Consider the following 23,208-nt stretch of genomic DNA (forward strand, 5'->3'; position numbering starts at 1 on the left):
ACTGAGCATGAAAAGATTATTCGGTTATATAGTATTTTTATTACTTATTACTGTACTGGTGAACGGCTGCAGTGAAAACAGTACATCAGTAAATATTGTAACGGAACCAATTTCACCTTTAGCATCATCATATGATGCAAAGTATGCAACTGATTGGATGTGGCTTTCAGGAAAAATTATTGCTGATGAAAGCCGTGATAATCCACCTCAAGCAGGCAGAATTTATTCTTATTTGAGTATTGGATTATATGAATGTATTGTGCAGGGAATGCCAATGTACCGCTCATTGAGCGGTCAATTAAAAGAAATGCCGCAAATGCCATTGGCATATCCGGCTTATGAGTATGATTGGCCTTCAGTACTTACAGGTGCCATGCCCATATTATTCCGTGGTTTATACAGAGTGCTGCATAATACATCTCATAATATGATAAATAATATGGCGAGTAATCAAAGGCTTATAAAATATTCTGAAAAAGACTCTTCAGTGATTAACCGGTCCATTATACTAGGCGAAGCAATTGCCGTTAAGATTCTAGAATGGGCTAACAATGATGGGTTTTACAGAATAAACGGAGCCCCCTACAATCCGCCTTCAATTTTCGAAAATCCTGCTAATTGGGAACCAATTAATCCCGGAGATACAGCAGTAGAGCCATATTGGGGAACATTAAGGACTTTTGCTGTACAAAGTGCATCTTCAAATTACTTAGCACCTTCATATAGCTTTGATACTACAGCAGGTTCGCCTTTTTACATTGATCAGCTTGAAATTAAACAGATAAGAGAAAATATTACTCCCGAACAAAGAGAAATTGCATTATTCTGGAGAGATAAACAATTAACATTACAGCCTCCGGGGCACTGGGTATCAATCGTATATCAAATGATATCTAAACATGGGTACAAATTGGATAAAGCTGCAGAAGCATTCGGTTATTTAGGTATTGGAATTGGAGATGCGTTCATTTCATGCTGGTATGCTAAATATTTTGATAACTATTTGAGACCACAATCTTTTATAAGAAGGTATATGCAGCCGGGCTGGACACCATTATTACCAACACCACCATTTCCGGACTATCCTTCAGGTCACTCAACAAGCTCAGGAACTTGTTCTTACCTTTTAACAAAAGTATTTGGTGAATTACCGTTTACTGATACTACTCATTTACGAATTGGAATGCCACCGCGCTCTTTTAATAATTTTAAAGAAGCAGCTGTGGAATGTTCTAATTCAAGAATTTACGGTGGAATCCATTACAGGAATGCCTGTGAAAATGGGGTATTAATGGGAGAAAATATCGGGGCTGATATTTACAGCCGAGTTAAATTGAGAAAAAATCAGTAATTCATTATTAAAAAAATAAAAAGCCCTGAGTATATTTCAGGGCTTTTATATTATCAATAAGATCTTATACAAATTCCAATTGTTTGATCTAATCTTTTTTGGCAGGTTTAATTATTATCAATAATGCCATAATAGCAGCATAGCTGCCACCACGCTCAATCCACTCCCAATATGGATAAGCAGGATAAATCATTTCGCTAGCAATTTTCCAAATTAATAGTGGGAGCAATATACTTCGCAGAGGTTTTATGAGTATGAGTATTGCAGCAAGGATCTCAAAAATTCCAATTATACCAGCAACTGTAACAGGATCGGAAATACAAACAGAAGAATATTGATCTAACAGTCCTTTCTTATGTATTAGATTAAGCCATCCATGCCCTAATAACAACAGAAAAACTGTTACCCTTAAACAGATTTCTATTTTTTTGCATACATTCTTTTGTGCAAAATTGTCACTTTTCAGCCTTGAAAATAAATCTTTGAAATTATTTCCGAATCCAACTAATAGCAGCATTGCAAAAGGAGTGCCGTAATTCCCGGCACGTTCTAAAAATTCTGCAAAAGGTTCATGTGATAAGGGTCTTAATAGAGCCGTAAACAGACCCCAAAATACCAGCCATGCCGGTACAATTCTCATTGGGTATGTGATAATTAAAATGCCCATAAAAATATCAAAAGTACCTACTACAGGCATGAGCTTGTATGCTATTACCTGATCAATACCAAATACCGCAAAATAATTACACCAAATCTGTTTAGTAATAATACCGAAAGCACCATGCCCAATGAAACACATTGCAATGGCAATTCTGAAAACCTGGAATAATTGGACCTCTGTTCTCAGCTTCATTAAAATTATTGTAGATATCAGTTAGTTAAGAGGTATTTCCATGCAAGATATGCCATAAAAGCGGCTCCCTGCGGGATCAGTTTTTCATCAAGGTTTAATGTAGAAGTGTGTAGACCGGTTGTGTTTCCAGCCCCGATCCAGTAAAAGGTTCCGGGGCATTTTTTTAAATAGTACGCAAAATCTTCGGCGAACATGAATCTTTCACCTTTAAAAACATTTTCTTTCCCGCTGAATTCAATTGCGGAAGTCTCAGCAAACTTTGTAACATCAGGTGAGTTAACAAGCTCAGGGTACCCGGGTGAAACTGTGAATTTATATGAAGCGCCGGCGGAAGAACATATTCCTTTAACAGTGCGTTCTATCAGCTTCAGCGTATTTTTTCTAAGCTTTTCATTCAGGGTTCTGACAGTGCCGGAGAGTTCAACTTTATCAGGTATAACATTATTAATAGTGCCGCCCTGGAACCTTCCAATGGTAATAACTATGGGCTCATACGGGTCAGTATTTCTGGAAACAATTGTTTGTAAAGCAAGAACAACCTGGGATGCAATGACGATTGGATCGATTGCGCCTTGAGGTCTTGCCCCGTGACCGGCTTTACCAATAATTGTAATGTATATTTCATCCTGGGAAGCCATCATTACGCCCGGGTAAAATCCATTTTTACCGGCCGGCTTGCCGGGCAGAATATGCTGGCCGAATATTACATCAACTTTAGGTGAGCTCAACACACCGTGTTTGATCAACACTGATGCACCGCCGGGATTTTTTTCTTCAGCAGGCTGAAAAATAAACTTTACTGATCCGTTAAGTTCAGCTTTAAGCTCCTTTAGTATCAAAGCTGCGCCGTAAACCATAGCTGAATGCGCATCGTGGCCGCATGCATGCATAACGCCGGGATTTTTTGATGAAAACTTTAACCCGGTATTTTCAGTGATTGGCAATGCGTCAATATCTGCTCTCAAAGCGGCGCATTTACCGTAATTACCCTTAAGCAAACCAAACAGTCCTGTTCCGGGGAAACGCTCTACTTTATCTAATCTTACGTTTTTAAGCTTATTGTATATAAGGCTGGTTGTTTCGTGTTCATTGAACGCTGTTTCAGGGTTTGCATGCATATCTCTTCTGAGAGAGATCATTTCTCCCGAATACTTTGCCGCCAGCTTTTTAATATTTTCTTTAATGCTCATTTATGCCCGGCTTAATAATCTATCCTGAAATTACCCCAGAAGATGTTTTCTCCAAAGCTGATATTCCTGTCAACGTAATCATAATTTTTCCGGGTATATCTGATCGTAAAGAAATATTGCTTAATTGGTTCGAATTCAAGCTCAGCAATTATAATATTCCTGTTAATTCGGATACCGTTTAAAAATTCATTCTTGCGCGCAAAATCTTCACTGCCGTTCAATATATTTGAGCCAACATTTATAAAATTTCCAAGGCTATCTGTGTAATTTTCGCCTGTTCTCTGCATTTTGTATGTAACTGCAAGCCTGAGCCTGCTTCCGAAGTTATACGCCAGCTTGAATGCATGTTCATCTGAATTAGGGTTAAGTGAATGTCCCAAGGGAAGGTTCCAGTTTGAGTAAGAGTTATTTATCTCTCTGTGTGCATAAACAAAGGGGTTAACCCTAGTATATTCATATACGAGTCCGAGATTAGGCAGTGTAAATGCGTTCTGCCATTTAATACCGCCCTGAATGGCGAACTTATTATCATTTCCTTTAGCTGAATCATTACCGAGGGTTTCAAAATTCAGGTCATCAATCAGCAGGCTTCCCTGGATAGCCAGATTTTTAACAGGGTATAGCTGCATATCAACTCCAAGCAGGGTATTATTAGAGTTCCTTCCGGGCAGTTCAGTATTCATGTCAGCGGAAGTTAAAAAGCTTATCGGATTAATGAATGCAAAATTCAGCGGAACATTGCTGTAAACCACCATTTCATTGAATGCAAGCTTAAGTGTGTTATTGAAGAACGGTCCGAGCTCAAGCCTGTGGAAAACAAGATATTTTGCATCAAGCTGCGCTCCGGCTGAATCATTTCCTACAATGCTTGAGTGGAAAAATGAATATCTGACTTTTTTATAATGCAGATCAAGCTTGAGAAAATCAAATGGAGCGGAGTTTCGGTTTGATAAGAAAATTTTATCTATGAATCCTGAGCCAAAGCTTAATGCTTCACGCCCTACGGTTAAGCCAAGCCAGTCTGTTGATGGGGCATATCTTAAATAGCCCTCATAGCTATCGAAGGTTTTATTTCCTTCGCTGATATATTTCCTTATCGAAGAAAGCTGCGGGTCAATGAACGCAGTTCTTTGCGCATCTTCAGAGGTTCCGCCAAGCCTTACTCCATTAGAAAGCCTTAAATAGTAACCGACTGATTTGAATAAAGTACCGCGTATCCTGGTTCCAAGCTCGCCAAGCAATACATGGGGTTTACCTGAAGAATCTCCTTCAAGTCCCATATATCTGATACTGCCGATACCATCCCAAAAGAATGTAACATTGGAATCAGCCGATGAATAAAGATACTTTTGCTTTTTATTATTAAAAAGCTCACCCACTCCTTTTTTTGAGAAAAAATCTGAGGAATTTTTGAGTGTACCGAACATATCATACTCAAATTCAGTAGTGTAATAATCCAGTAAAATCTTATCGGTTTTGGAAAGTTTATTCTTTTTGCCGATAATTTCCTTAAGGAGGTTAGCAGCTTCCCTTCTTGAAAGCGGCCCCATAGAAGAAGAAAAGTTATCAATTACTTTGTTAGTTAACATACGGTCAAAGTAATCATAAACAGGATTGGAAAGCGGTACCAGTTCAACCTGTGTGAATACAGATTGAGTTAAGCAGATAAACAATAATAAAGCAAAGCAGTATTTGAACTTTCCCATGATTTATTGGATTATTTGCAAAATAGATTAATTCAGATTTTTGAATTTTTCCCGTAATTCTAAAATTACGTAATGAAACACAATTGAATGTATGCTCTCAGCAGTACACATTTCGTTCAATGGAACGTGGAGCCTGTGGTTAACAATATTATACAGTTTTCCCCCGTCATAACCGGTAACGCCAATGGTTGTCATTCCGTTCTTGTTTGCCCATTCAATTGCTTTTATAATATTGGGGCTGTTTCCCGAGCCGCTGATCGCTATAACCAGGTCACCGGGCTTAGCATAGGTAATAAGCTGCTGCACAAAGATAGTATCATAACCTTCATCATTAGCCTGTGCTGTCAGAAAAGGAGTGTTATCGGTTAAGCTGAGAGCTTTGAGCCTGATCTCGTGTTCAGGATGAATTTTGGTTCCTTTGGCAAGATCCTGCGCCAAATGCGAAGCGTTAGCAGAGCTTCCGCCATTGCCAATTACAAATACGAACCTGTCATTGGAATATGCATTCACAAGGACATCAATAAAATCTGATATTTCTTTTTGATCAACAGAATTCATGGTATCTGTGACCAGTTTCTGATATTCATTAAAAGTCATAAATATATTTTAATTATTATAATTTACAAAAATCCGCATAAAAAACATATATCTCAATGAAAATAGTGTATAAAGGAGAAAAATCAGGACTTAATTACTGGATTTTCTGACCACATTGAGGTTTTTCATGGTTTTTTCAGCATAATCAAGGATATCCTGAATATCTGTCTGGGCTTTAAGATAGCTGATATATTCTTTTACGCTGTCTTCAGCCGTGCGAAGAGGTGACCAGCCAAGTGATTTAAGCTTGGTAATATTAGAGCATGCATTTCTTGTATCACCGAAACGATATTCACCTGAAATATTTGCTTTAAGGTGTTCTTTTACGAATTCCTTAGCGACAATTTCAGAAAATTCCTTTACAGTGTAAGCCTTACCGCCGCCGACATTATAAGCATTATAGTTTGCTCTTTCATCCTGCATAACAAGGATATTTGCATCAACTACATCGTGTACGTTTACAAAATCACGCATCATCATACCATCTTCATAAACAGTGGGCGCTTTATCAAAATAATAACTCAATGAAAATATCCTGCATGCTCCGCTGTACATATTGTAAAATGATTGCCTTGAACCCTGAACGATAGAGTATCTCATAGCGACGCTTGGGATATTATATCTTTCACCGAAGTTCAGCGCCATTAACTCCTGGGAATATTTTGATATGGCATATTGATTGGGCGGACATGCATAGGTTTCAGGTGTCCAAACATACTCAAGAGGATTTCCGCTCTCATCTGTAAAATCCCATTTGCCTTTTTCCAGCTGATCGTTTGACCTGCGTTTCGGGTAAACATAATTACCTTTTAAATCCCTATAAATGCCTTCACCGTTAACAAATTGTGATGACGCAACAATAATTTTTTTTATAGGCAGGTTTTTAGCTACAGCGATTTCATAAATAAGAGCAGTACTGACAGAATTTACATGAAAAAATGTCGAAAAATCAGGAAGGTAATCCTGGTAAGCAGCAAGATGAAAGATATAGTCTATACCGTTCATTGCATTTTCAACTGTTTCCCGGTCCCTAACATCCCCAAGAATAAATTCCGCTTCTGCGGGTATGTAAGATGGTTTACCCTTTAAATGAACCGGTTTTTGCAGATTATCGAGAATCCTGACCTCATAACCTATCTTTAAAAGTCTATCAACTGTATGGGACCCAATAAATCCTGCGCCACCTGTAACTAAAACTTTTTCCATATACAAATTCTGTTAAACCTTATTTAATATCGTATCTTGTTTGATCAAAAATAATTTTACTTCCGTACTTTTCCAAAAAGAACGGCAGCTCTCTGTACTGCTTCAGGCTTCGCCTTAAGGTATCCTGCTTATCTCTTTCGCAGTAAACCAGCAGAAATCCTCCGCCTCCGGCACCCGATATTTTCGCTCCCAAAGCTCCGCCTTCCATGGCGAGGCTGTGCATTTTGTCAATATCCTTATTGGAAACATTAGAAGCAAGATTTTTTTTCATTTCCCAGTTGATCTTAAGGTTTTCTCCAACCCTGTTAATATCAAGATTGTTAAGTCCGTCAAGTGTATCATAAGCAAGCTCTTTAATCCGGTTATGAAATTCAATCTTACTTTGTATACTTTTACTTTGTTCTTCAAGTATCGATGCAGCTTTACGTGTTGTATCGGTAAAGAACAACAGAAGGTTAGAACCAAGCTTTCTTTTCGCTTCGCTTATCAGGTCAATAGGAGTAACCTCAACGGAATCATCTTTGCAAAACTTAAAGGATTTTAAGCCTCCGTAAGCAGCAATATACTGGTCTTGTTTGCCAATAGGGCGTTTAAGGATATCGATTTCAATTTTACATGCTTCCCGGGCAAGCTGCTCAGCGGTAACCAGTTTACCCAGGTACTGATAAAATGCGTGAAGTAAACCGACTGTGAGGCTGCTAGAAGAACCTAGTCCGGAGCCTTCTGAAGGAATATCAGCAAACATCATTACCTCGAATCCTTTTGTCATCCCGGTAAGAACAGCAGCTTCTCTTACAAGCTCATGTTTTATTTGGGATATATTGCTGACAATTTCTTTGGCAGAATAATCTACATATATTAATTCATCGAACCTTTCTTTTACTATTACATAAATGTATTTATCAATTGCTGTACTTACAACAAAACCTTCATTATTGTTGTAATAGTTTGCAAGATCAGTTCCGCCTCCTGAAAGGCTTATTCTGAGTGGCGTTTGAGATATTATCAATTTATATTTCCTTTACAAAGCCTATATTTTCATCCGGAGTAAAACTATACTTATTGCCATCTGAATCTGATGCAATATTACTGCTGTCAAAAATAAGCTTTTCGCCTGTTTTTGCTATCCAGTATCTGAATTTTGCAGGGTTACCGGTTACTAAAGCAAAATCAGGAACAGATTTGGTAACAACGGAACCAGCTCCGACAAGACAGTATCTACCTAAAGTAATGCCACATAAAACCGTGGCATTAGCACCTATACTAGCCCCCTGTTTTAAAAGTGTATTGAGATACCCGCCTGTGTGTCTCTTGCTTCTGGGGAACATATCATTTGTAAATGCTGCATTGGGGCCAAGAAAAACATCATCTTCAATTTCAAGCCCTTCCCACAATGATATTCCGTTCTTAATTGTAACCCTGTTGCCGATCTTTACCCCGCTTTCAACAAAAACATAATCGCACAAATTACAATTTTCCCCAATTTTTACATTTTTAAGTACATGTGCAAAAGCCCATATCCTGGTTTTCTCACCAATTTCTTCGGATTCAACAATAGCGTTTGGATGAGAAAAATATTTTTTTTCCATTAATTGATTTTATTAAATGATTCACTTGAAGTTTCGAGTAACTTAACTACTTCAAGTCCGATTCTGCCATCATTTATAAGCTGTTTATTATTTATTATGGAATTAATAAATTCCTGGCATTCTAATCTTAGAGGTTCATGTTGTTCAAGAGGGATCATTGTGATCTCACCAGTCTGGTATCCAAGTGCAGTATTATCTCCGGCTTTATTTTTAATTCTGTTATCGATCCCGAGGCCGTATAGTTTGAGCTTACCATCCAAAGCGAGCATTTCATCATAGACTAATGTTCCCTCAGAACCAAAAATCTGCATCAGCCTTACTTTAGTAGAAGAAAGCCAGCCTAAATGTATATGAGAAGTTACGCCGCTTTTAAAATTAAGGTCAATATGTGCATTGTTGGTTAACTTATTTTTATTTTTTGAACTTTTGTGGTTAAATGCTCCGAAAGGATATTCATTTCTAACAGAAGTTATTTTCCATGGGGTTTCCCCCAGTAAATAAAGTATGATGGAAAAATCATGTGGCCCCAAGTCCCAAATTACGTCAACTTCTGATTCAGGCGGACCAAGGTTAATCCTTGTAGAAGTTATATGAAGCACTTTACCAATGACCTTTTTTTTCAGTAGCTCTTTTATTTTTCTTACAGCCGGGGCAAACTGGAAAACATGTCCAACGGCTAGCTTTTTATTCAGCTTTTCCGCTGTATAAACCATTGATTCAGCTTCTTCTGTGCTGAATGCCATAGGCTTTTCAACAAACACATGTTTCCCAAGAATCATCGCTTCTTCGGCCAGATCTTTATGAGTTGTAACGGGTGTTGAAATTACAACTGCATTTATAGACTTATCTTTTAAAATTTCCCTGTAATCTTTTGTAATTTCAACTGAGGGAAATTCTTTTTTTATGAATTCCAGCCTTCCGGATTTGAGATCACTTACTTTTTTAACCTGGCAGTTTGGAAGACTCATAAAGTTCCTTATCAGCTTTGGTCCCCAATAACCTGCTCCGATAACTCCAATGTTTATTTTTTTTTCAGTAGTTTTAATAGTTAAACACCGCCTTTACCCAACACCATTACGGGTATTGTTTTAAATAGAATTTTTAGATCCAGCCACAGTGATTGGTTATCTGCGTAATATAAATCCAGTAAAACAGAATCGCTGAATGTTACATCTTCCCTGTTCCTTGCAATAATCTGCGCAAGGCCGGTTATACCGGGTATAACTTTATATTTCAGTTTATGCCAGTCCTTAAAATGTTCATATTCATACGGCAGGCAAGGCCTGGGGCCAACAAGGCTCATACTGCCTTTAAAAACATTCCAAAGCTGAGGAAGCTCATCCAGGCTGAATTTTCTTAGTATTTTCCCCACGGAAGTTATTCGCGGATCGTTTTCAAGTTTTTTGTAACCTTTATTGGCTGTAATAAGTTTTTCAAGGTGGATCTCATGGGCCTTAGCATCATTGTTTGCATGCATAGTCCTGAATTTATACCATTTGAAAACTTTACCGTTTTTACCAATCACATTTGTTTTATACAGAACCGGTCCGGAAGAGGTGATTTTAATTGCAATTGCAATACAGAGCCATAAAGGGAAAAGAAGCAGCAATAGTAATCCCGAAGCTGATATATCAAATATCCTTTTGAATTTTTCTGAATATAATGGTGATAGTTTTGGAGAAACTGAAATTACTTTCAGATCGTGATATTCACCTTCATCAAGCTTAGCAGATATTATATCAAAATGATTAGATACAAGGTTAACATGACAATTTGTCAGCTTGCATTTTTCGATAAGATCCAGCAATTTTTTATTTTCTATATTCTGGATAGTGATAAAGATCTCATCAATTTCCTGCTCTTCAGTAATATCAAGCATTTCTTCAACAGTACCTATAACCGGAACTCTGTTGACAATCTTACCTTTTTTATCAGGATTTTCGTCTATAAATCCAATCAGTTCAATATGGTAATGCGGTTTAACCGTAAGGATTTCAGAAAAAAATATTCCAAGATTTCCTGCACCTACAGCAAGGGCACGCCTGGTTATAAACTCTTTAATGTTACCGCCAACATAATTTGCCCTTAAAATTCTTCTTAATAAAATCACCCTGGTTATAAAAAGAAGAGAAAATGATATCGAGAAATATATTATAACCTGTGTTCTGGAATCGTGCAGGGCTTCCTGGGTTTTAATTATAAAGATGCCAATTATAATAATAATGCTGTTTATCAAAAGACCTTTTAGAATCAGAAGCGTTTGCTCTCCGACTCGCAGGAAATATTTATGTTTGTATAGCTGGTAATATCTGAATATAGGAACGATAAGTAGTGCACCTGTAAAAAAGATCAAAAGTTTTTCAATGAAAGATATTTCAGTAAAATATGGACTGATACCCGGCGCTGTAAAATATAAAGCCAGCACAAATGCAATAAATGTACATAAAATATCATTTACTGAAAGGATCAGCTTTTTGGCGCCCCATTTTTTAATGAATTCGTCTATCATTTATAAATAAAACTTCTATTTATGAATAAAACTTCTTTATTGTACTGCAAACATAATTTATCATTTCTTCTGTCATTTCAGGATACATCGGAATTGATAGTATTTCCTCTGAATATTTTTTTGCAACAGGAAAATCTTCCGGTTTATATCCCAAATGAGCATAAGCTTTCTGCATATGCAGCGGAAGCGGATAGTGAAGCCCGTTTTGTACTCCGTTCTTATTTAAATGTTCAATAAGTTTTTCTCTGTTCTTAACTCTAATAATGTATAAGTGATAAACAGGGTCAACATATTCAGGATGCCATGGAGTAACAACTTCTTCAATACCAAGCTTAGCAAATGTTTCTGTATAAAGCTTTGCGTTCTTTCTGCGCATATCTGTCCATTTCTGGATATATTTCATCTTTACATTAAGTACTCCTGCCTGTATCTCTTCTAGCCTGTAGTTGTGTCCTTCAATATCGTGTATATATTTTTCAATGGAGCCATGCTGGCGGTATTTCAGCATAAAATCATATAAAACGGAATCATTTGTAGTTACTCCACCCCCTTCTCCGTAGGCACCAAGATTCTTGCCTGGGTAAAAACTAAAAGTACCGATAATTCCAAGTCCGCCAATCTTCCTGCTTTTATAAGTTGCAAGGTGCGCCTGTGAGCAGTCTTCCACTACATGCAGGTTATGCTTTTTTGCTATTTCAAGAATAACATCCATTTCTGCCGGCTGACCGTAAAGATGAACCGGGATTATTGCTTTTGTATTTGGTGTGATTGCCGCTTCAATTTTATTTACATCTATATTGTAAGTTTTTTCATCGTTATCAACAAAAACCGGTTTTGCATAACAAAGTGAAACTCCTTCTGCAGTAGCAATATATGTATTAACCGGTACAATAACTTCATCTCCTTGTTTTATGCCAAGGGCATGCATTGCTACATGAAGGGCATCAGTGCCTGTACTTAATCCGATCGCATGCTTAACATCATGCATTTTTGCAAAATCATCTTCAAATTTCTTTGCTTTTTTTCCGCAAATATAGGCGGTGTTATCCAGAACTTCATTAATTTCATTTAATATTTCTTCTTTAATACTTAAATACTGTGTCTTCAGATCAACAAAAGGAACATTCATTTGATTCTTAACTTTCTATAATAAATAAGTTTAATAACAAAATTTGGGTAAATTTAGGGATAAATTAGCGTTTTTGAAACCCAAAAAACGTAATAAATAGACGGTATTAATTATATACAAATAACGTGAAAGGGATTATTTTGCTTTTCTTTTGTTTAAAAATATTGAAATTACAACCGAAAGAAGAAGGACAGAAATTATTACTATGAGAGAGATAAAAACCGGGATATGGTAACCGGGGAATGCCATAGGAATAAGCATTTTTACGCCTACATAACATAAAATAATGCCGACTCCCTTTTTTACAAATTCAAATTTATCTGCTATTGCAGAAAGAAGAAAATACATTGAACGTAAACCTAAAACAGCGAGAATGTTGGATGAGAAAACTATGAACGGGTCTGTCGTAATAGCGAAAATTGCGGGAATTGAATCTATTGCAAAAACAAGATCAGTTGATTCAATTACCAGCAAACAGACAAATAAAGGAGTAGCATAGTTAATACCATCTTTTTTTACAAAGAAATGGTCACCGTGATAATCGGTAGTGACCTTATAAAACCTTTTGAATAATCTTAAAACTTTATTTTGTTCAGGGTGGATTTCTTTTTCTTTGCCAAAAGCCATTTGATAGCCGGAATATATCAGGATGGCCCCGAATACATATAAAATAAAGCCGAAGTTTGAAATTAATGCTGCCCCGAGAAGTATAAAAATTCCGCGTAAAATTATTACCCCTACAATTCCCCAATTCAGCACTCGCCTCTGGTATTCAAGAGGTATTTTGAAGTATTTGAACAATACTAAAAATACGAAAAGGTTATCAACGCTTAAAGATTCTTCAATTATATAGCCTGTAAGGAATTCAATTGCTTTTTGCTGACCTAAAAAATAATATACCCCTGCGTTAAATGCCAACGCAATTGAGATCCAGAATATGACCCATTTCAGAGCTTTTTTAGGAGACATTCAGATGAGAGTTATTATTGTGGTAAATTAATATTAAGCTCTGAAAACTCAAAATTATTTGCGGCAGGATTCCACAAGATGAGCGCTTCATCACTTGCGCCTTTTCCGTATTCATTTGCCAATGTAAAGCTGATACTGAAAGGTTTTTTGGATGAATCGATCCTGATAATGTATCCGTTTGACGCATTAACCTGTTCGACCAAATTTCCTTTTGGAGTGGATAATTTATCTTCCATCTTCAGAAGAATTTTCCAGCCGTCATTTTCCTTTTGTATGAAACTTCCTTTTTTGATCCAGAAGCTGTTATCTGTCTGTTTCATAACAACAGCTGCTATTGCGGATTGTTTGCCGCTGCCAAGGAGGTCACCTTTTGCAATTATTTTTACTTCGTCACCGTATAATGTAATAGCGAACTTTTTATCTTCTTCCAGGTTTGTTAAGCTTGATTGCGTCTGTTTGTTATCACTTCCGCAGGAACTAAATATAAAAATAAATGCAGAAATTACAGCAAAATTGAGGAAAATCTTCATTTTGATGGTTTTTGTTTTTGTAATTCTACAAATATAAACAAAGGTAAATTCAGGTTAAAGGGAAAATAAATGCTTTAAAATATTGGCTGTTCCTTAAATGTAACTTATTCACTTTTTATATTCACCCTTATTAAGTAACTTTGCACTTAATCAATACAAATTATGGGACTTTTTGATAAATTAAAGCAGGGTTTGAAGAAAACCCATGAGAATATATTCAATAAAATTGATAAGCTTGTTAATGCCAAAAGCGAAATTGATGACGATTTTCTTGATAATCTCGAAGAAATTCTCTTAAGCAGTGATGTTGGCGTAAATACAACAGAGAAAATAATAAAAAACCTTAAAGAGAGAGTTAAAGAAGAAAAATATGAGCGTACTGATCAGTTAAAAGCAATATTGCGTGATGAATTAAAAAAGGTTTTCATAAGCGGCAATGGCGAAGCTAAAAAGCCGTTTACTGTTGATAAAAAACCATACGTAATAATTGTAGTTGGCGTAAACGGGGTCGGTAAAACAACATCTATTGGTAAGCTAGCTTATAATTACAAAAATGCGGGGTATTCCGTTTTAATAGGTGCTGCCGATACATTCCGCGCAGCTGCAAATGAACAGCTTGAAACATGGGCAAAACGTTCAGGTACTGAAATTATTCAGCTTGCTCAAGGGTCAGACCCGAGCGCAGTGGTATATAATACTATTCAATCAGGCATTGCCAAAGGTTATGATGTAGTAATAATTGATACAGCCGGAAGGCTTCATACAAAAGTTAACCTTATGGAAGAGTTAAGCAAAATTAACCGTGTTATACAGAAACAGCTTCCGGAAGCTCCGCATGAAGTGCTGCTGGTGCTTGATGCAACCACAGGGCAGAACGGCATGACCCAGGCACGGGAGTTCAGCAATTCGATTCCGCTTACAGGATTGGTTTTAACCAAGCTTGATGGTACTGCAAAAGGAGGAATTGTTTTGAAGATCAGCGGTGAAATGAAGATCCCGGTGAAGTATATCGGGGTAGGTGAACAAATTGATGACCTTCAGGTTTTTGATAAAGAAAGTTTCGTACAAGCGCTATTGGAAGATTAATCATAAATCCTGAGTGACTGCCGCAGACAGGAGCGAAGGATCTAACCAGTCTTCAGGAATTGTTTTCAACGAATGAAACCCTTCGCTTCGCTCAGGATTGATATTATGCCAAACCAAATTAAAATATTACCCCAGTTCATCGCTAACCGTATTGCGGCAGGGGAAGTTGTTGGCAGACCCGAGGCAGTAGTTAAGGAACTCATAGAAAATTCAATTGATGCCGGAGCCAATTCAATACAATTGATAATCCGTGATGCCGGAAAATCATTGATACAGGTTGTTGATAATGGCAGCGGTATGAATGAAGATGATGCAATCCTCAGCTTTCAGCGCCATGCAACAAGCAAAATCTCAGAAGCGGATGATCTTGAGCACATCACTACACTGGGTTTCAGGGGTGAGGCACTTGCCTCTATTGCGGCGGTTGCACAGGTTGAGCTGAAAACACGCAGAACAGATGATGAGCTTGGAACACTGATTAAAAATCACGGCAGCGAAATTGTTGAGCATACAAAGATACAGGCAGAAAAAGGTACTTCCATTGCAGTTAGGAATTTATTCTATAATACACCGGCCCGCAGAAATTTTTTAAAGACCAACCAGACTGAATTCAGGCATATTTACGATACTTTCACCAGGCTTGCCATTGCGAATTTTGGATGCGCGTTTTCTTTTATCAATGAGGATGAAGAGATATATAATCTACCTTCGCAGTCATTAATTGAAAGGCTCACTTCAATTTTCGGAAAAGAAGCAGGTGAAAACCTGCTTGAAGTTGACCATACAAACGAGCTTCTTTCATTAAAAGGGTATATTTCCAAACCCAGCTTCACTAAAAAAAACAAACAAGACCAGAATCTGTATTTGAACAACAGGTATGTTGTAAGCAAGGCTTTATCATTTGCAGTTCATTCAGCGTATGAAGATCTTGTTGATAAAGGTGATTATCCTAATTTTTTCCTTTTTTTAAAGCTTGACCCTGCGAAGTTCGATATAAACGTTCACCCATCCAAGCTGGAAGTAAAATTTGAAGAAGAGCGGGCACTGTTCAGCTTTATCCGCAGGGGAGTGTGGAATACACTCGAAAAAAATGATCTAATAGTTAAAGTTAAAATTCCCGAAACAACCGGGTTTGATATCGCACAAAACAAGCCTGTATATAATACCAACATTTTTAAATCAACAAATTTTACCGGTAAAGTGCCGCAGGCAGGCGGCTTCACCTTTAAAAAGCATGAAGACGCTCCGGGGGAACAGACGGTAATTCACGAAATGTTCGGTAAGAATTCAAACTCAGCGTTTGAATTTACAGATGAAGGAATCCCGCATCAAGTTAAAACTCCACTGGAAGAAAAGATGTATAAGGAGCCTGATACCGACAGCCTTGTAAGTAAAAATGAAATATGGCAGTTCCAGCGAAAATACATTATGTACCAGCTTGAAAGCACATTAATGATAATTGATCAGCATGCGGCACATGAGAGAATATTATATGAGCAGGCAATTGAAAGGCTGAATTCCAATGCAAATTTAACGCAACAGCTGCTTATCCCGATATATATAGAGCTTAACCCAGTAGATTATGAAGTTGCTAGGACAATAGAAGCGGAGCTTGGTTCACTTGGTTTTGAAATTGAGCTGCAGAGCAAAAGAAAAGTAAAAATAAAAGGTATACCCAGCGATGTTAGAATAGGTGATGAAGGAAAGATACTGCAGGAGCTGATAGACCAGTATAAGGAGTATGATATAAAGCTGAACCTTGAAAAACGTGATAACCTTGCTAAATCTTATGCATGCAAGCATGCTATAAAAGCGGGTGATTATTTATCTGAAGGTGAAATGCTTAACCTGATTGATAAATTATTTTCAGTGAAAATGCCATATGTTTGCCCGCATGGAAGACCCACAATTGTAAAGCTTTCGATGGATGAGCTGGACAAGATGTTTTACAGAACGGGGCTGTAGAAGATTACTTCAGCAGTATCCCCGGCAGCTCATCAATTGAATCTACCATAAATGCTATCCCTTTAAATTCTTCTTTTGATAAATGATCTTTAACCCAGCCCGGTGTATGTTTATGCACACGCTGAATTACTTTCAGCTTTCCGAATCGTTTATCATTCATCCTCAAATATAAAGGCAAAGCCAGGTCCAGGGAAAAAACGTCGCCAATCACGTAATCAGGCATTTCAGCCAGCAATACTTTAAAGTAGTTGCTTCTTCTTAAACAAACTTTAAATCTTGATGTAATTTCGTAGTGTTCAGGCAGCTCAGTAAATGCACTGTCAATCACAAATTTTCTGGCATCTCCAATTGCGTGCAGCCTGCCGCGAATTATGGATTTTTCATTTGTGACAGTCTGCCCGGCTTTGCGGAATAGATGTTCTATCTTTTCAGTTTTGGAATTTGATACTACAACTATTTCTACACCCACTGCGTTAAGCTTTTTAATTATCTTGCCTGCGGTTTCAACCGGCTTCAGCTTGCCTTCCAGCTTAAACTGGGTAGTTGATTTCATAAAACAGTCATTTGAAAATTCAGCAAGTGTCATATTCGCTTTTTTATTGATAACTTCTTTTAATCTTGCTAGCTCCTGTTTAAAATGCGAATATGATCTTTTACTGGCAGCTCTTTCAATATAGTCAAAAATTGCATTATTATCCCCGAAAGGGTCTTCCTGGTAATAACATGAAACACCGCCATTATTGAACCAGCCAAAATCATACGGAGTATTATCCATTTCTTTTTTTGCTTCCTGAAGCAATGAATTAATTTTATCGGGTGTATCGCCGGAAAGTCCTGAAACAGTATTGAGAATGTATTTCCATACATAATCTGCTTCAATATCCTGGTTCGTCCATACACCGTCAAAATCTGATATTAATTTTACAATAGCCATAATATGCTTTTTAAATTACTGTAAATGTATTATTTTCGGGGATTAATTTTCAAATTTAACATTAATCTTCAATTAATTTAATGCAAGAATCCGGTTCAAATAATACCGCTTCAGGCTCTAAAAATATATCAGCAATTGTGATAGTTGCCGCACTTGGTTACTTTGTTGATATATATGACCTGATATTATTCAGCATTGTAAGGATATCATCGCTTAAATCGCTTGGCGTTACCGGAGATGCCCTGCTCTCTGACGGTGTATTGCTGCTGAACATGCAAATGGCAGGAATGTTAATTGGGGGAATATTATGGGGAGTGCTTGGTGATAAGCGCGGAAGAATATCAGTTCTGTTTGGCTCAATTATAATGTATTCAGTTGCCAATATTTTGAATGGATTCGTTATGGATGTGCAGCAATATGCGGTGTTAAGGGTTATTGCAGGTATCGGACTTGCAGGCGAGCTTGGAGCCGGGATAACTCTCGTTAGTGAAGTAATGAGCAAGGAATCCCGCGGATACGGAACAACTATAGTAGCATCAGTTGGTATCCTAGGAGCAGTTGTGGCTGCGCTTGTTGCAGATATGTTTGACTGGAGAACTGCATATTTTGTCGGCGGTGGAATGGGTTTATTATTATTATTTCTCAGAATTGGTGTTTATGAATCAGGTATGTTTAAGAACATAAAGAAAGATGAAATAAGCCGGGGTGAGTTCCTGCACCTGTTCACAAACTGGAGCCGGTTTAAAAAATATGTAAAGTGTATCCTTATTGGAGCTCCGCTTTGGTTTGTTGTTGGGATACTTATGACATTCAGTGATGCTTTTGCCAAACAGCTTGGTGTTGAAGGTGTAGCTCCGTCTAAATCAGTGATGTTCTGTTACATTGGCCTTGCAATAGGAGACCTGTTGAGCGGGTATTTGAGCCAGTATTTTAAAACACGCAAAAAAATAATTTTTATCTTTATTCTTGCCACCAATATCCTGATAGTTGTTTACCTGTTCTTTAATAACTTCGGTTCTTTCTATTTCTATACAATATGCCTTTTGCTTGGGGTTAGCTGCGGTTACTGGGCTGTATTTGTTACCAACGCTTCGGAACAGTTTGGAACAAATCTGCGCGCAACAGTTACCACTACAGTACCGAATTTTGTGAGAGGGGCAGTAGTGCCTTTGACGCTGCTTTTCCAGTTCCTGAATCCTTCAACCGGGATAATTTATTCAGCGGCTATAGTTGCAGGTATTGCATTGGTCCTGGCTTACTTTTCAGCTGCAAGGCTTGAAGAAACTTACAGTAAAGACCTGGACTATATTGAAATGATTTAAAGCAGCACTCTAAGTACAAAAATAATTATAGCTTTATAATATTATAAATATTAGCATTTCAGATTAATTACTTATATTTTAATTTGTACCCTATATTTTAATAATTTAATTTCCCGGAATTCTTAATGAAAAAAATTTTTCTGTATTTTTTTATTATTCTTTTTTATTTGATTGTAACGAATAATTCACATTCAAATTATACAACCCCCAACTCTTCAGTCAGCTGGAATTTGAATGACCTTGTTACAAATTCAGGCGGTGTTGTAACATTTTCATCCGGTACATACTTTGTAAATGATACTTTAACGGTATCATCATCTGATACACTGAAAATACTAACAAATGCGACAGTAAAATTTGCTTTTAATGTCATTTTTTTTGTAAACGGAACACTTATTGTAAATCCGGCAGATTCAGTAAAGTTCACTTCCATTGATACCACGCAGAAGTTCATGGATGTAAGGCTAGATGACCAAAGTGATGCCAGCGTTATCAATAAACTGATCTTTGAATATAGTTACAACGGCTTCAGGATGTTGGATTCAAGTCCGATTATAGAAAACAGCATTTTCAGATTTAACTGTAATGGCAATACAACAACATCAACAGCTATAAGTCTATTCAGATCAAATGTAACAATCAGAAATTGTAAAATCTACAGGAATTACCGCGTAGGTATAGCAGGTGGCACTAACATTGCAAATGCACCGCAGATATTGAACAATGAAATATTTGAAAACAATATCTTAAACGGTAATGTACCTCAGATCAATCTGGGTACAACAGGCTCAACTACAGCTATTATAAGAGGAAATTTGATCACTGGCGGTAACTCAATTCAGACAGGCGCTATAGCCGTTGCTGCATCATTAGGCGGTACAATAAATGTAATCATAGAAAACAATGTAATAAAACGAAACAGGTATGGCATAACAATTCAAGCGGGAGTTAGTAATGCAATTATTCGGGGTAATATAATTGATACTAATAATATTCAGAACAGTCCCAACCTGGGCGGAAGCGGAATTAACATAGTCGGTTCGGGAGTTACCGCAATTGTTTCAAAAAATTATATCAGAGGAAACCTATGGGGCATTACAACCCAGCAACGGGCAAACCTCATACTTGGTGACTTATCTAACTCTGATACAAACTATATTGGACTGAATCAAATATATGGTAACCATAATTCAGGTATATTTTATGATCTGTATAACAACACTATTAATCCGATCAAAGCGGAAAATAATTACTGGGGCACAACCAATATTGATACCGTTGAGGCTCATATTGTACACCAGCCTGATAATGATTCCGGTTTTGTGGATTACCTGCCTATTTGGACACTGACAGGTATTTCGCCTATTAATACAGAAATTCCATCAAAGTATATGTTGTACGATGCTTATCCAAACCCATTTAATCCTGAAACAAATATCAGGTTTGATATTCCTGAATCCGGAAATGTCAAAATAACCGTGTATGATCTAACTGGGCGGGAAATTGATGTATTGTTTGATCAATTTGTAAATTCCGGTAAATATGAGATAAAATTCAATGGTGAGAGTTATTCCAGCGGTGTTTATTTTTATTCCATCAGAACTGATAAGTTTGCCAATACTAAAAAACTGGTGCTGGTAAAATAAAAAGAACAGTTTTTGTGAGAAAAAGGCGATTTATTCGCCTTTTTTGTTAATTATTTTGTAAAAAATGAGTAACTAATATTCCTAATATACACAATATTAAAAAGATTGATTTAGCATTCAAAAAGCATTAAATTAAGATATTATTCCAATTTATTTATATTATTACTAAAATGAAAAGCTATAAAACTACTGTTTATTCTTTAACATTATTCGCTTTGTTAAGTATTACGGCTTATTTTTCTTTTAACGCATTTGTATTTAAAAATGAGAGTGTAACATCACTTTCTCCAAAGTATTCGCAGGTACGGATTTTTGCTACCAATGAAAATGATTTTCACAGAATGAACGATGCAGGTCTTCATATAGACCATGCTAATTCAAAATTAGGACATTTTCTTGATGCATGGCTATCTGATTACGAGATAGGCCTGCTGATAAAGTCAGGGGTAAGTTATGAAATTCTGGTTGATGACTGGATGACATATTATAACTCACAGCCAAAGATGACCAATGCTGAAATAAATGACCAGATGATCCAGACTTATGTTAAAGATAATATAACACATTCGATTTACGGCTCAATGGGCGGATACATGACATATAATGAGGTGGTTGCCAAGCTGGATTCAATGAGAATGTGGTACCCGCAGTTCATATCTGAAAAATTTTCTATAGGTACTACTTACGAAAACAGGAATATGTGGTGCGTAAGAGTCACCAACGGACCAAATGCTCCAACAGGCAGGCCTGAAGTATTGATGCATGCACTTATTCATGCGCGCGAGCCTGAAAGTATGGAAACACAGTTCTATTATATGTTCTGGCTATTTGAAAATTATAATACTGATCCCATTGCCAGGTATATTCTAAATAACAGGGAAATTTACTGGATACCTGTATTTAATGCTGATGGATATGTACATAACCAGACAACAAATCCGAATGGTGGAGGAATGTGGAGAGCAAATAAACATTTGACAAGTCCGCCCAGCTTAACATGCGGACCGGTCGACCCGAACAGGAACTTCGGAACTTATCAGTTCTGGAATTCGCCAAACGGCGGTTCAAGCACCGATGCATGCAACGGAGGCCAGGGAACTTACCGGGGAACATTACCATTTTCTGAGCTTGAAACACAGAACATAAAAGCGTTTGTAAATTCACGGAACTTTAAAACTGCATTCAGCGCACATACACACGGAAATCTGTTAATAAAACCCTGGTGCTGGCAGGATCCTGTAGGTACACCTGATGATGCGATATTTAATATTTTTCTTGCAGATATGAAAGCAGTTAACGGGTATACAACAGGATTTCCTTCACAGACAGTTGGTTACCAGGTTAGAGGCGGTACAGATGACTGGTATTACAATGACTCAGGGCATGCAAAAATTTTCAGTATAACCCCGGAAACCGGTACTAGCTTCTGGCCGGCACAAAACCAGATAATACCATTGGCACAGGGGATGCTGCATGCTAATCAGTATATAGCACTTGTAGCTGGTCCGTATGTTAATTATATCAGTTCTAACTTCAACCAGTCATCTTATACACCGGGCAGCTCAGGCAGCTTTAAAGTCAGGTTCCGTAACAAGGGTGTAATGACCGCAAATAATACCAAAATAATTTTAACGCCGGCTAATGCAAATGTTACAATCCCGACTCAGCAGCTTACCTATAACCTGGCTATGATGCAGCAGGATAGCGCAACATTCAATTTTACAGTCTCTGGTTCGGCTGCAAATAACTGTTACATACCCTGCTTTTTAACTATAAAGCAGGATACGGCAACAATTTATACACAGGGCGTATACATTCCTGTTGGTACACCAACCCCTACCGTAGTTTTGGATGATAATGCAGGTTCATTTGCCAACTGGACAGCAGGCGGAACAGCAACAACATGGAATACAACAACATTGCAGTCACATACTGCACCCAGCTCATTTTCTGAAAGTCCTTCAGGTAACTACCCTGCAAACTGTGATCTTCATATGACACTGACAACACCGCTGAATGTAAACACAAATCCTGTAGTAACACTTAGCTTCTGGCACCGTTATGCAACAGAGCTGGATTTTGATTACTGTAAAGTTGAAGTTTCCAGCGATGGCGGTTCAAACTGGCAGCTTGTTAAACAATATACCGGTACTAATACTACATGGACTCAGCAGACATTTGATATTTCTCCGTATGCAAACGGTTCTACAAATTTAAAGGTCCGTTTCAGGCTTACCAGTGATGCAGGATTGCAGGCTGACGGCTGGTATGTTGATGATATAAATATTTCCAAGTATTGTGTCAGTGCTATAACAGGAATTGGTATCAATAACGGCTTACCTGTAAATTTCTCACTTGAACAGAACTTTCCTAATCCGTTCAATCCTGCCACAGTTATTAAATACCAGCTGCCTAAATCCTCTTTTGTAAAATTGAAAGTATATGATCTGCTTGGAAAAGAAGTAGCATCACTTATAAATTCACAAGTAGAAGCAGGTTATCACCAGGCTGAGTTCAATGGCAGCAATCTTTCAAGCGGTTTATATATTTATAAGCTTGAAACTGACGGATTTACGGATGTGAAGAAGATGATACTGGTAAAATAAAAATAATATTTAATAATAAT

The 23,208-nt window shown here is 37.3% G+C and carries 19 protein-coding genes; 6 read left to right on the plus strand and 13 right to left on the minus strand.

What is annotated here, in order from left to right; genetic code table 11:
- The first annotated feature begins 7 nt into the window (after positions 1-7).
- Positions 8-1,351: a vanadium-dependent haloperoxidase gene (locus J0M37_06235; protein MBN8584679.1), complete on the plus strand. Its 1,344-nt coding sequence runs from the start codon at positions 8-10 to the stop codon at positions 1,349-1,351.
- Between the two features lie 88 nt (positions 1,352-1,439).
- Here J0M37_06235 and J0M37_06240 read toward each other — a convergent pair whose 3' ends face one another.
- The 12 genes from J0M37_06240 to J0M37_06295 form a co-directional block, all read right to left on the minus strand.
- A complete protein-coding gene (locus J0M37_06240; GenBank protein MBN8584680.1) occupies positions 1,440-2,204 on the minus strand; it encodes a hypothetical protein in 765 nt (254 codons plus the stop codon).
- A 17-nt stretch (positions 2,205-2,221) separates the two neighbouring features.
- Entirely contained in the window at positions 2,222-3,394 is a 1,173-nt protein-coding gene (locus J0M37_06245; protein ID MBN8584681.1) for an amidohydrolase, read from the minus strand.
- Between the two features lie 11 nt (positions 3,395-3,405).
- Positions 3,406-5,100, minus strand: a complete 1,695-nt coding sequence (locus J0M37_06250; GenBank protein ID MBN8584682.1) for a hypothetical protein — start codon at positions 5,098-5,100, stop codon at positions 3,406-3,408.
- A 27-nt stretch (positions 5,101-5,127) separates the two neighbouring features.
- The gene (locus J0M37_06255; GenBank protein MBN8584683.1) at positions 5,128-5,697 is read right to left on the minus strand and encodes an SIS domain-containing protein; all 570 of its coding nucleotides are present in this window, start codon (positions 5,695-5,697) and stop codon (positions 5,128-5,130) included.
- Between the two features lie 90 nt (positions 5,698-5,787).
- Positions 5,788-6,903 (minus strand): SDR family NAD(P)-dependent oxidoreductase, encoded by a 1,116-nt coding sequence (locus tag J0M37_06260; protein MBN8584684.1) that lies wholly within the window; start codon positions 6,901-6,903, stop codon positions 5,788-5,790.
- A gap of 19 nt (positions 6,904-6,922) precedes the next feature.
- Positions 6,923-7,912 (minus strand): GHMP kinase, encoded by a 990-nt coding sequence (locus tag J0M37_06265; GenBank protein MBN8584685.1) that lies wholly within the window; start codon positions 7,910-7,912, stop codon positions 6,923-6,925.
- A 1-nt stretch (position 7,913) separates the two neighbouring features.
- Positions 7,914-8,492 carry an N-acetyltransferase gene (locus J0M37_06270; protein MBN8584686.1) on the minus strand — a complete coding sequence of 193 codons (579 nt, stop codon included), beginning with the start codon at positions 8,490-8,492 and terminating at the stop codon, positions 7,914-7,916.
- On the minus strand, positions 8,492-9,538 hold the full coding sequence (locus J0M37_06275; protein MBN8584687.1) for a Gfo/Idh/MocA family oxidoreductase: 1,047 nt from the start codon (positions 9,536-9,538) through the stop codon (positions 8,492-8,494). Before J0M37_06275 ends, J0M37_06270 begins: the two co-directional genes overlap by 1 nt.
- 2 nt (positions 9,539-9,540) lie before the next feature.
- Entirely contained in the window at positions 9,541-11,001 is a 1,461-nt protein-coding gene (locus J0M37_06280) for a sugar transferase (GenBank protein ID MBN8584688.1), read from the minus strand.
- A gap of 19 nt (positions 11,002-11,020) precedes the next feature.
- A complete protein-coding gene (locus J0M37_06285; GenBank protein ID MBN8584689.1) occupies positions 11,021-12,130 on the minus strand; it encodes a DegT/DnrJ/EryC1/StrS family aminotransferase in 1,110 nt (369 codons plus the stop codon).
- A gap of 135 nt (positions 12,131-12,265) precedes the next feature.
- The gene (locus J0M37_06290; GenBank protein ID MBN8584690.1) at positions 12,266-13,099 is read right to left on the minus strand and encodes a TerC family protein; all 834 of its coding nucleotides are present in this window, start codon (positions 13,097-13,099) and stop codon (positions 12,266-12,268) included.
- Positions 13,100-13,113: 14 nt separating this feature from the next.
- Positions 13,114-13,629, minus strand: a complete 516-nt coding sequence (locus tag J0M37_06295) for a hypothetical protein (GenBank protein MBN8584691.1) — start codon at positions 13,627-13,629, stop codon at positions 13,114-13,116.
- 162 nt (positions 13,630-13,791) lie between these two features.
- On the opposite strand from J0M37_06295, the gene ftsY reads away from it, so the two are divergent.
- Both ftsY and mutL read left to right on the plus strand, forming a co-directional pair.
- Entirely contained in the window at positions 13,792-14,715 is a 924-nt protein-coding gene (gene ftsY, locus J0M37_06300; protein ID MBN8584692.1) for a signal recognition particle-docking protein FtsY, read from the plus strand.
- A gap of 72 nt (positions 14,716-14,787) precedes the next feature.
- Positions 14,788-16,680 (plus strand): DNA mismatch repair endonuclease MutL, encoded by a 1,893-nt coding sequence (gene mutL, locus J0M37_06305; GenBank protein MBN8584693.1) that lies wholly within the window; start codon positions 14,788-14,790, stop codon positions 16,678-16,680.
- 4 nt (positions 16,681-16,684) lie between these two features.
- Here the strand turns inward: mutL and J0M37_06310 are convergent, their stop codons facing one another.
- Complete coding sequence (locus J0M37_06310; GenBank protein ID MBN8584694.1) at positions 16,685-17,614, minus strand: hypothetical protein; 930 nt, start codon at positions 17,612-17,614, stop codon at positions 16,685-16,687.
- A gap of 80 nt (positions 17,615-17,694) precedes the next feature.
- Here J0M37_06310 and J0M37_06315 point away from each other — a divergent pair, with 80 nt between their 5' ends.
- The 3 genes from J0M37_06315 (at position 17,695) to J0M37_06325 (ending at position 23,188) form a co-directional block, all read left to right on the plus strand.
- Entirely contained in the window at positions 17,695-18,936 is a 1,242-nt protein-coding gene (locus J0M37_06315; protein ID MBN8584695.1) for an MFS transporter, read from the plus strand.
- Between the two features lie 125 nt (positions 18,937-19,061).
- The gene (locus J0M37_06320; GenBank protein MBN8584696.1) at positions 19,062-20,582 is read left to right on the plus strand and encodes a T9SS type A sorting domain-containing protein; all 1,521 of its coding nucleotides are present in this window, start codon (positions 19,062-19,064) and stop codon (positions 20,580-20,582) included.
- Positions 20,583-20,752: 170 nt separating this feature from the next.
- The gene (locus J0M37_06325) at positions 20,753-23,188 is read left to right on the plus strand and encodes a T9SS type A sorting domain-containing protein (protein MBN8584697.1); all 2,436 of its coding nucleotides are present in this window, start codon (positions 20,753-20,755) and stop codon (positions 23,186-23,188) included.
- Positions 23,189-23,208 lie beyond the last annotated feature (20 nt).

Source organism: Ignavibacteria bacterium (assembly GCA_017303675.1).
In the GTDB taxonomy this organism is placed as follows: Bacteria; Bacteroidota; Ignavibacteria; order Tepidaquicellales; family OLB5; genus OLB5.

Excerpts from the sequence above, each read along its gene's own strand:
- J0M37_06235 (MBN8584679.1), top strand. The coding sequence starts at position 8 with ATGAAAAGATTATTCGGTTATATAGTATTTTTATTACTTATTACTGTA.
- J0M37_06240 (MBN8584680.1), bottom strand. The coding sequence starts at position 2,204 with ATGAAGCTGAGAACAGAGGTCCAATTATTCCAGGTTTTCAGAATTGCC.
- J0M37_06245 (MBN8584681.1), bottom strand. The coding sequence starts at position 3,394 with ATGAGCATTAAAGAAAATATTAAAAAGCTGGCGGCAAAGTATTCGGGA.
- J0M37_06250 (MBN8584682.1), bottom strand. The coding sequence starts at position 5,100 with ATGGGAAAGTTCAAATACTGCTTTGCTTTATTATTGTTTATCTGCTTA.
- J0M37_06255 (MBN8584683.1), bottom strand. The coding sequence starts at position 5,697 with ATGACTTTTAATGAATATCAGAAACTGGTCACAGATACCATGAATTCT.
- J0M37_06260 (MBN8584684.1), bottom strand. The coding sequence starts at position 6,903 with ATGGAAAAAGTTTTAGTTACAGGTGGCGCAGGATTTATTGGGTCCCAT.
- J0M37_06270 (MBN8584686.1), bottom strand. The coding sequence starts at position 8,492 with ATGGAAAAAAAATATTTTTCTCATCCAAACGCTATTGTTGAATCCGAA.
- J0M37_06280 (MBN8584688.1), bottom strand. The coding sequence starts at position 11,001 with ATGATAGACGAATTCATTAAAAAATGGGGCGCCAAAAAGCTGATCCTT.
- J0M37_06285 (MBN8584689.1), bottom strand. The coding sequence starts at position 12,130 with ATGAATGTTCCTTTTGTTGATCTGAAGACACAGTATTTAAGTATTAAA.
- J0M37_06290 (MBN8584690.1), bottom strand. The coding sequence starts at position 13,099 with ATGTCTCCTAAAAAAGCTCTGAAATGGGTCATATTCTGGATCTCAATT.
- J0M37_06295 (MBN8584691.1), bottom strand. The coding sequence starts at position 13,629 with ATGAAGATTTTCCTCAATTTTGCTGTAATTTCTGCATTTATTTTTATA.
- ftsY (MBN8584692.1), top strand. The coding sequence starts at position 13,792 with ATGGGACTTTTTGATAAATTAAAGCAGGGTTTGAAGAAAACCCATGAG.
- mutL (MBN8584693.1), top strand. The coding sequence starts at position 14,788 with ATGAAACCCTTCGCTTCGCTCAGGATTGATATTATGCCAAACCAAATT.
- J0M37_06310 (MBN8584694.1), bottom strand. The coding sequence starts at position 17,614 with ATGGCTATTGTAAAATTAATATCAGATTTTGACGGTGTATGGACGAAC.
- J0M37_06315 (MBN8584695.1), top strand. The coding sequence starts at position 17,695 with ATGCAAGAATCCGGTTCAAATAATACCGCTTCAGGCTCTAAAAATATA.
- J0M37_06320 (MBN8584696.1), top strand. The coding sequence starts at position 19,062 with ATGAAAAAAATTTTTCTGTATTTTTTTATTATTCTTTTTTATTTGATT.
- J0M37_06325 (MBN8584697.1), top strand. The coding sequence starts at position 20,753 with ATGAAAAGCTATAAAACTACTGTTTATTCTTTAACATTATTCGCTTTG.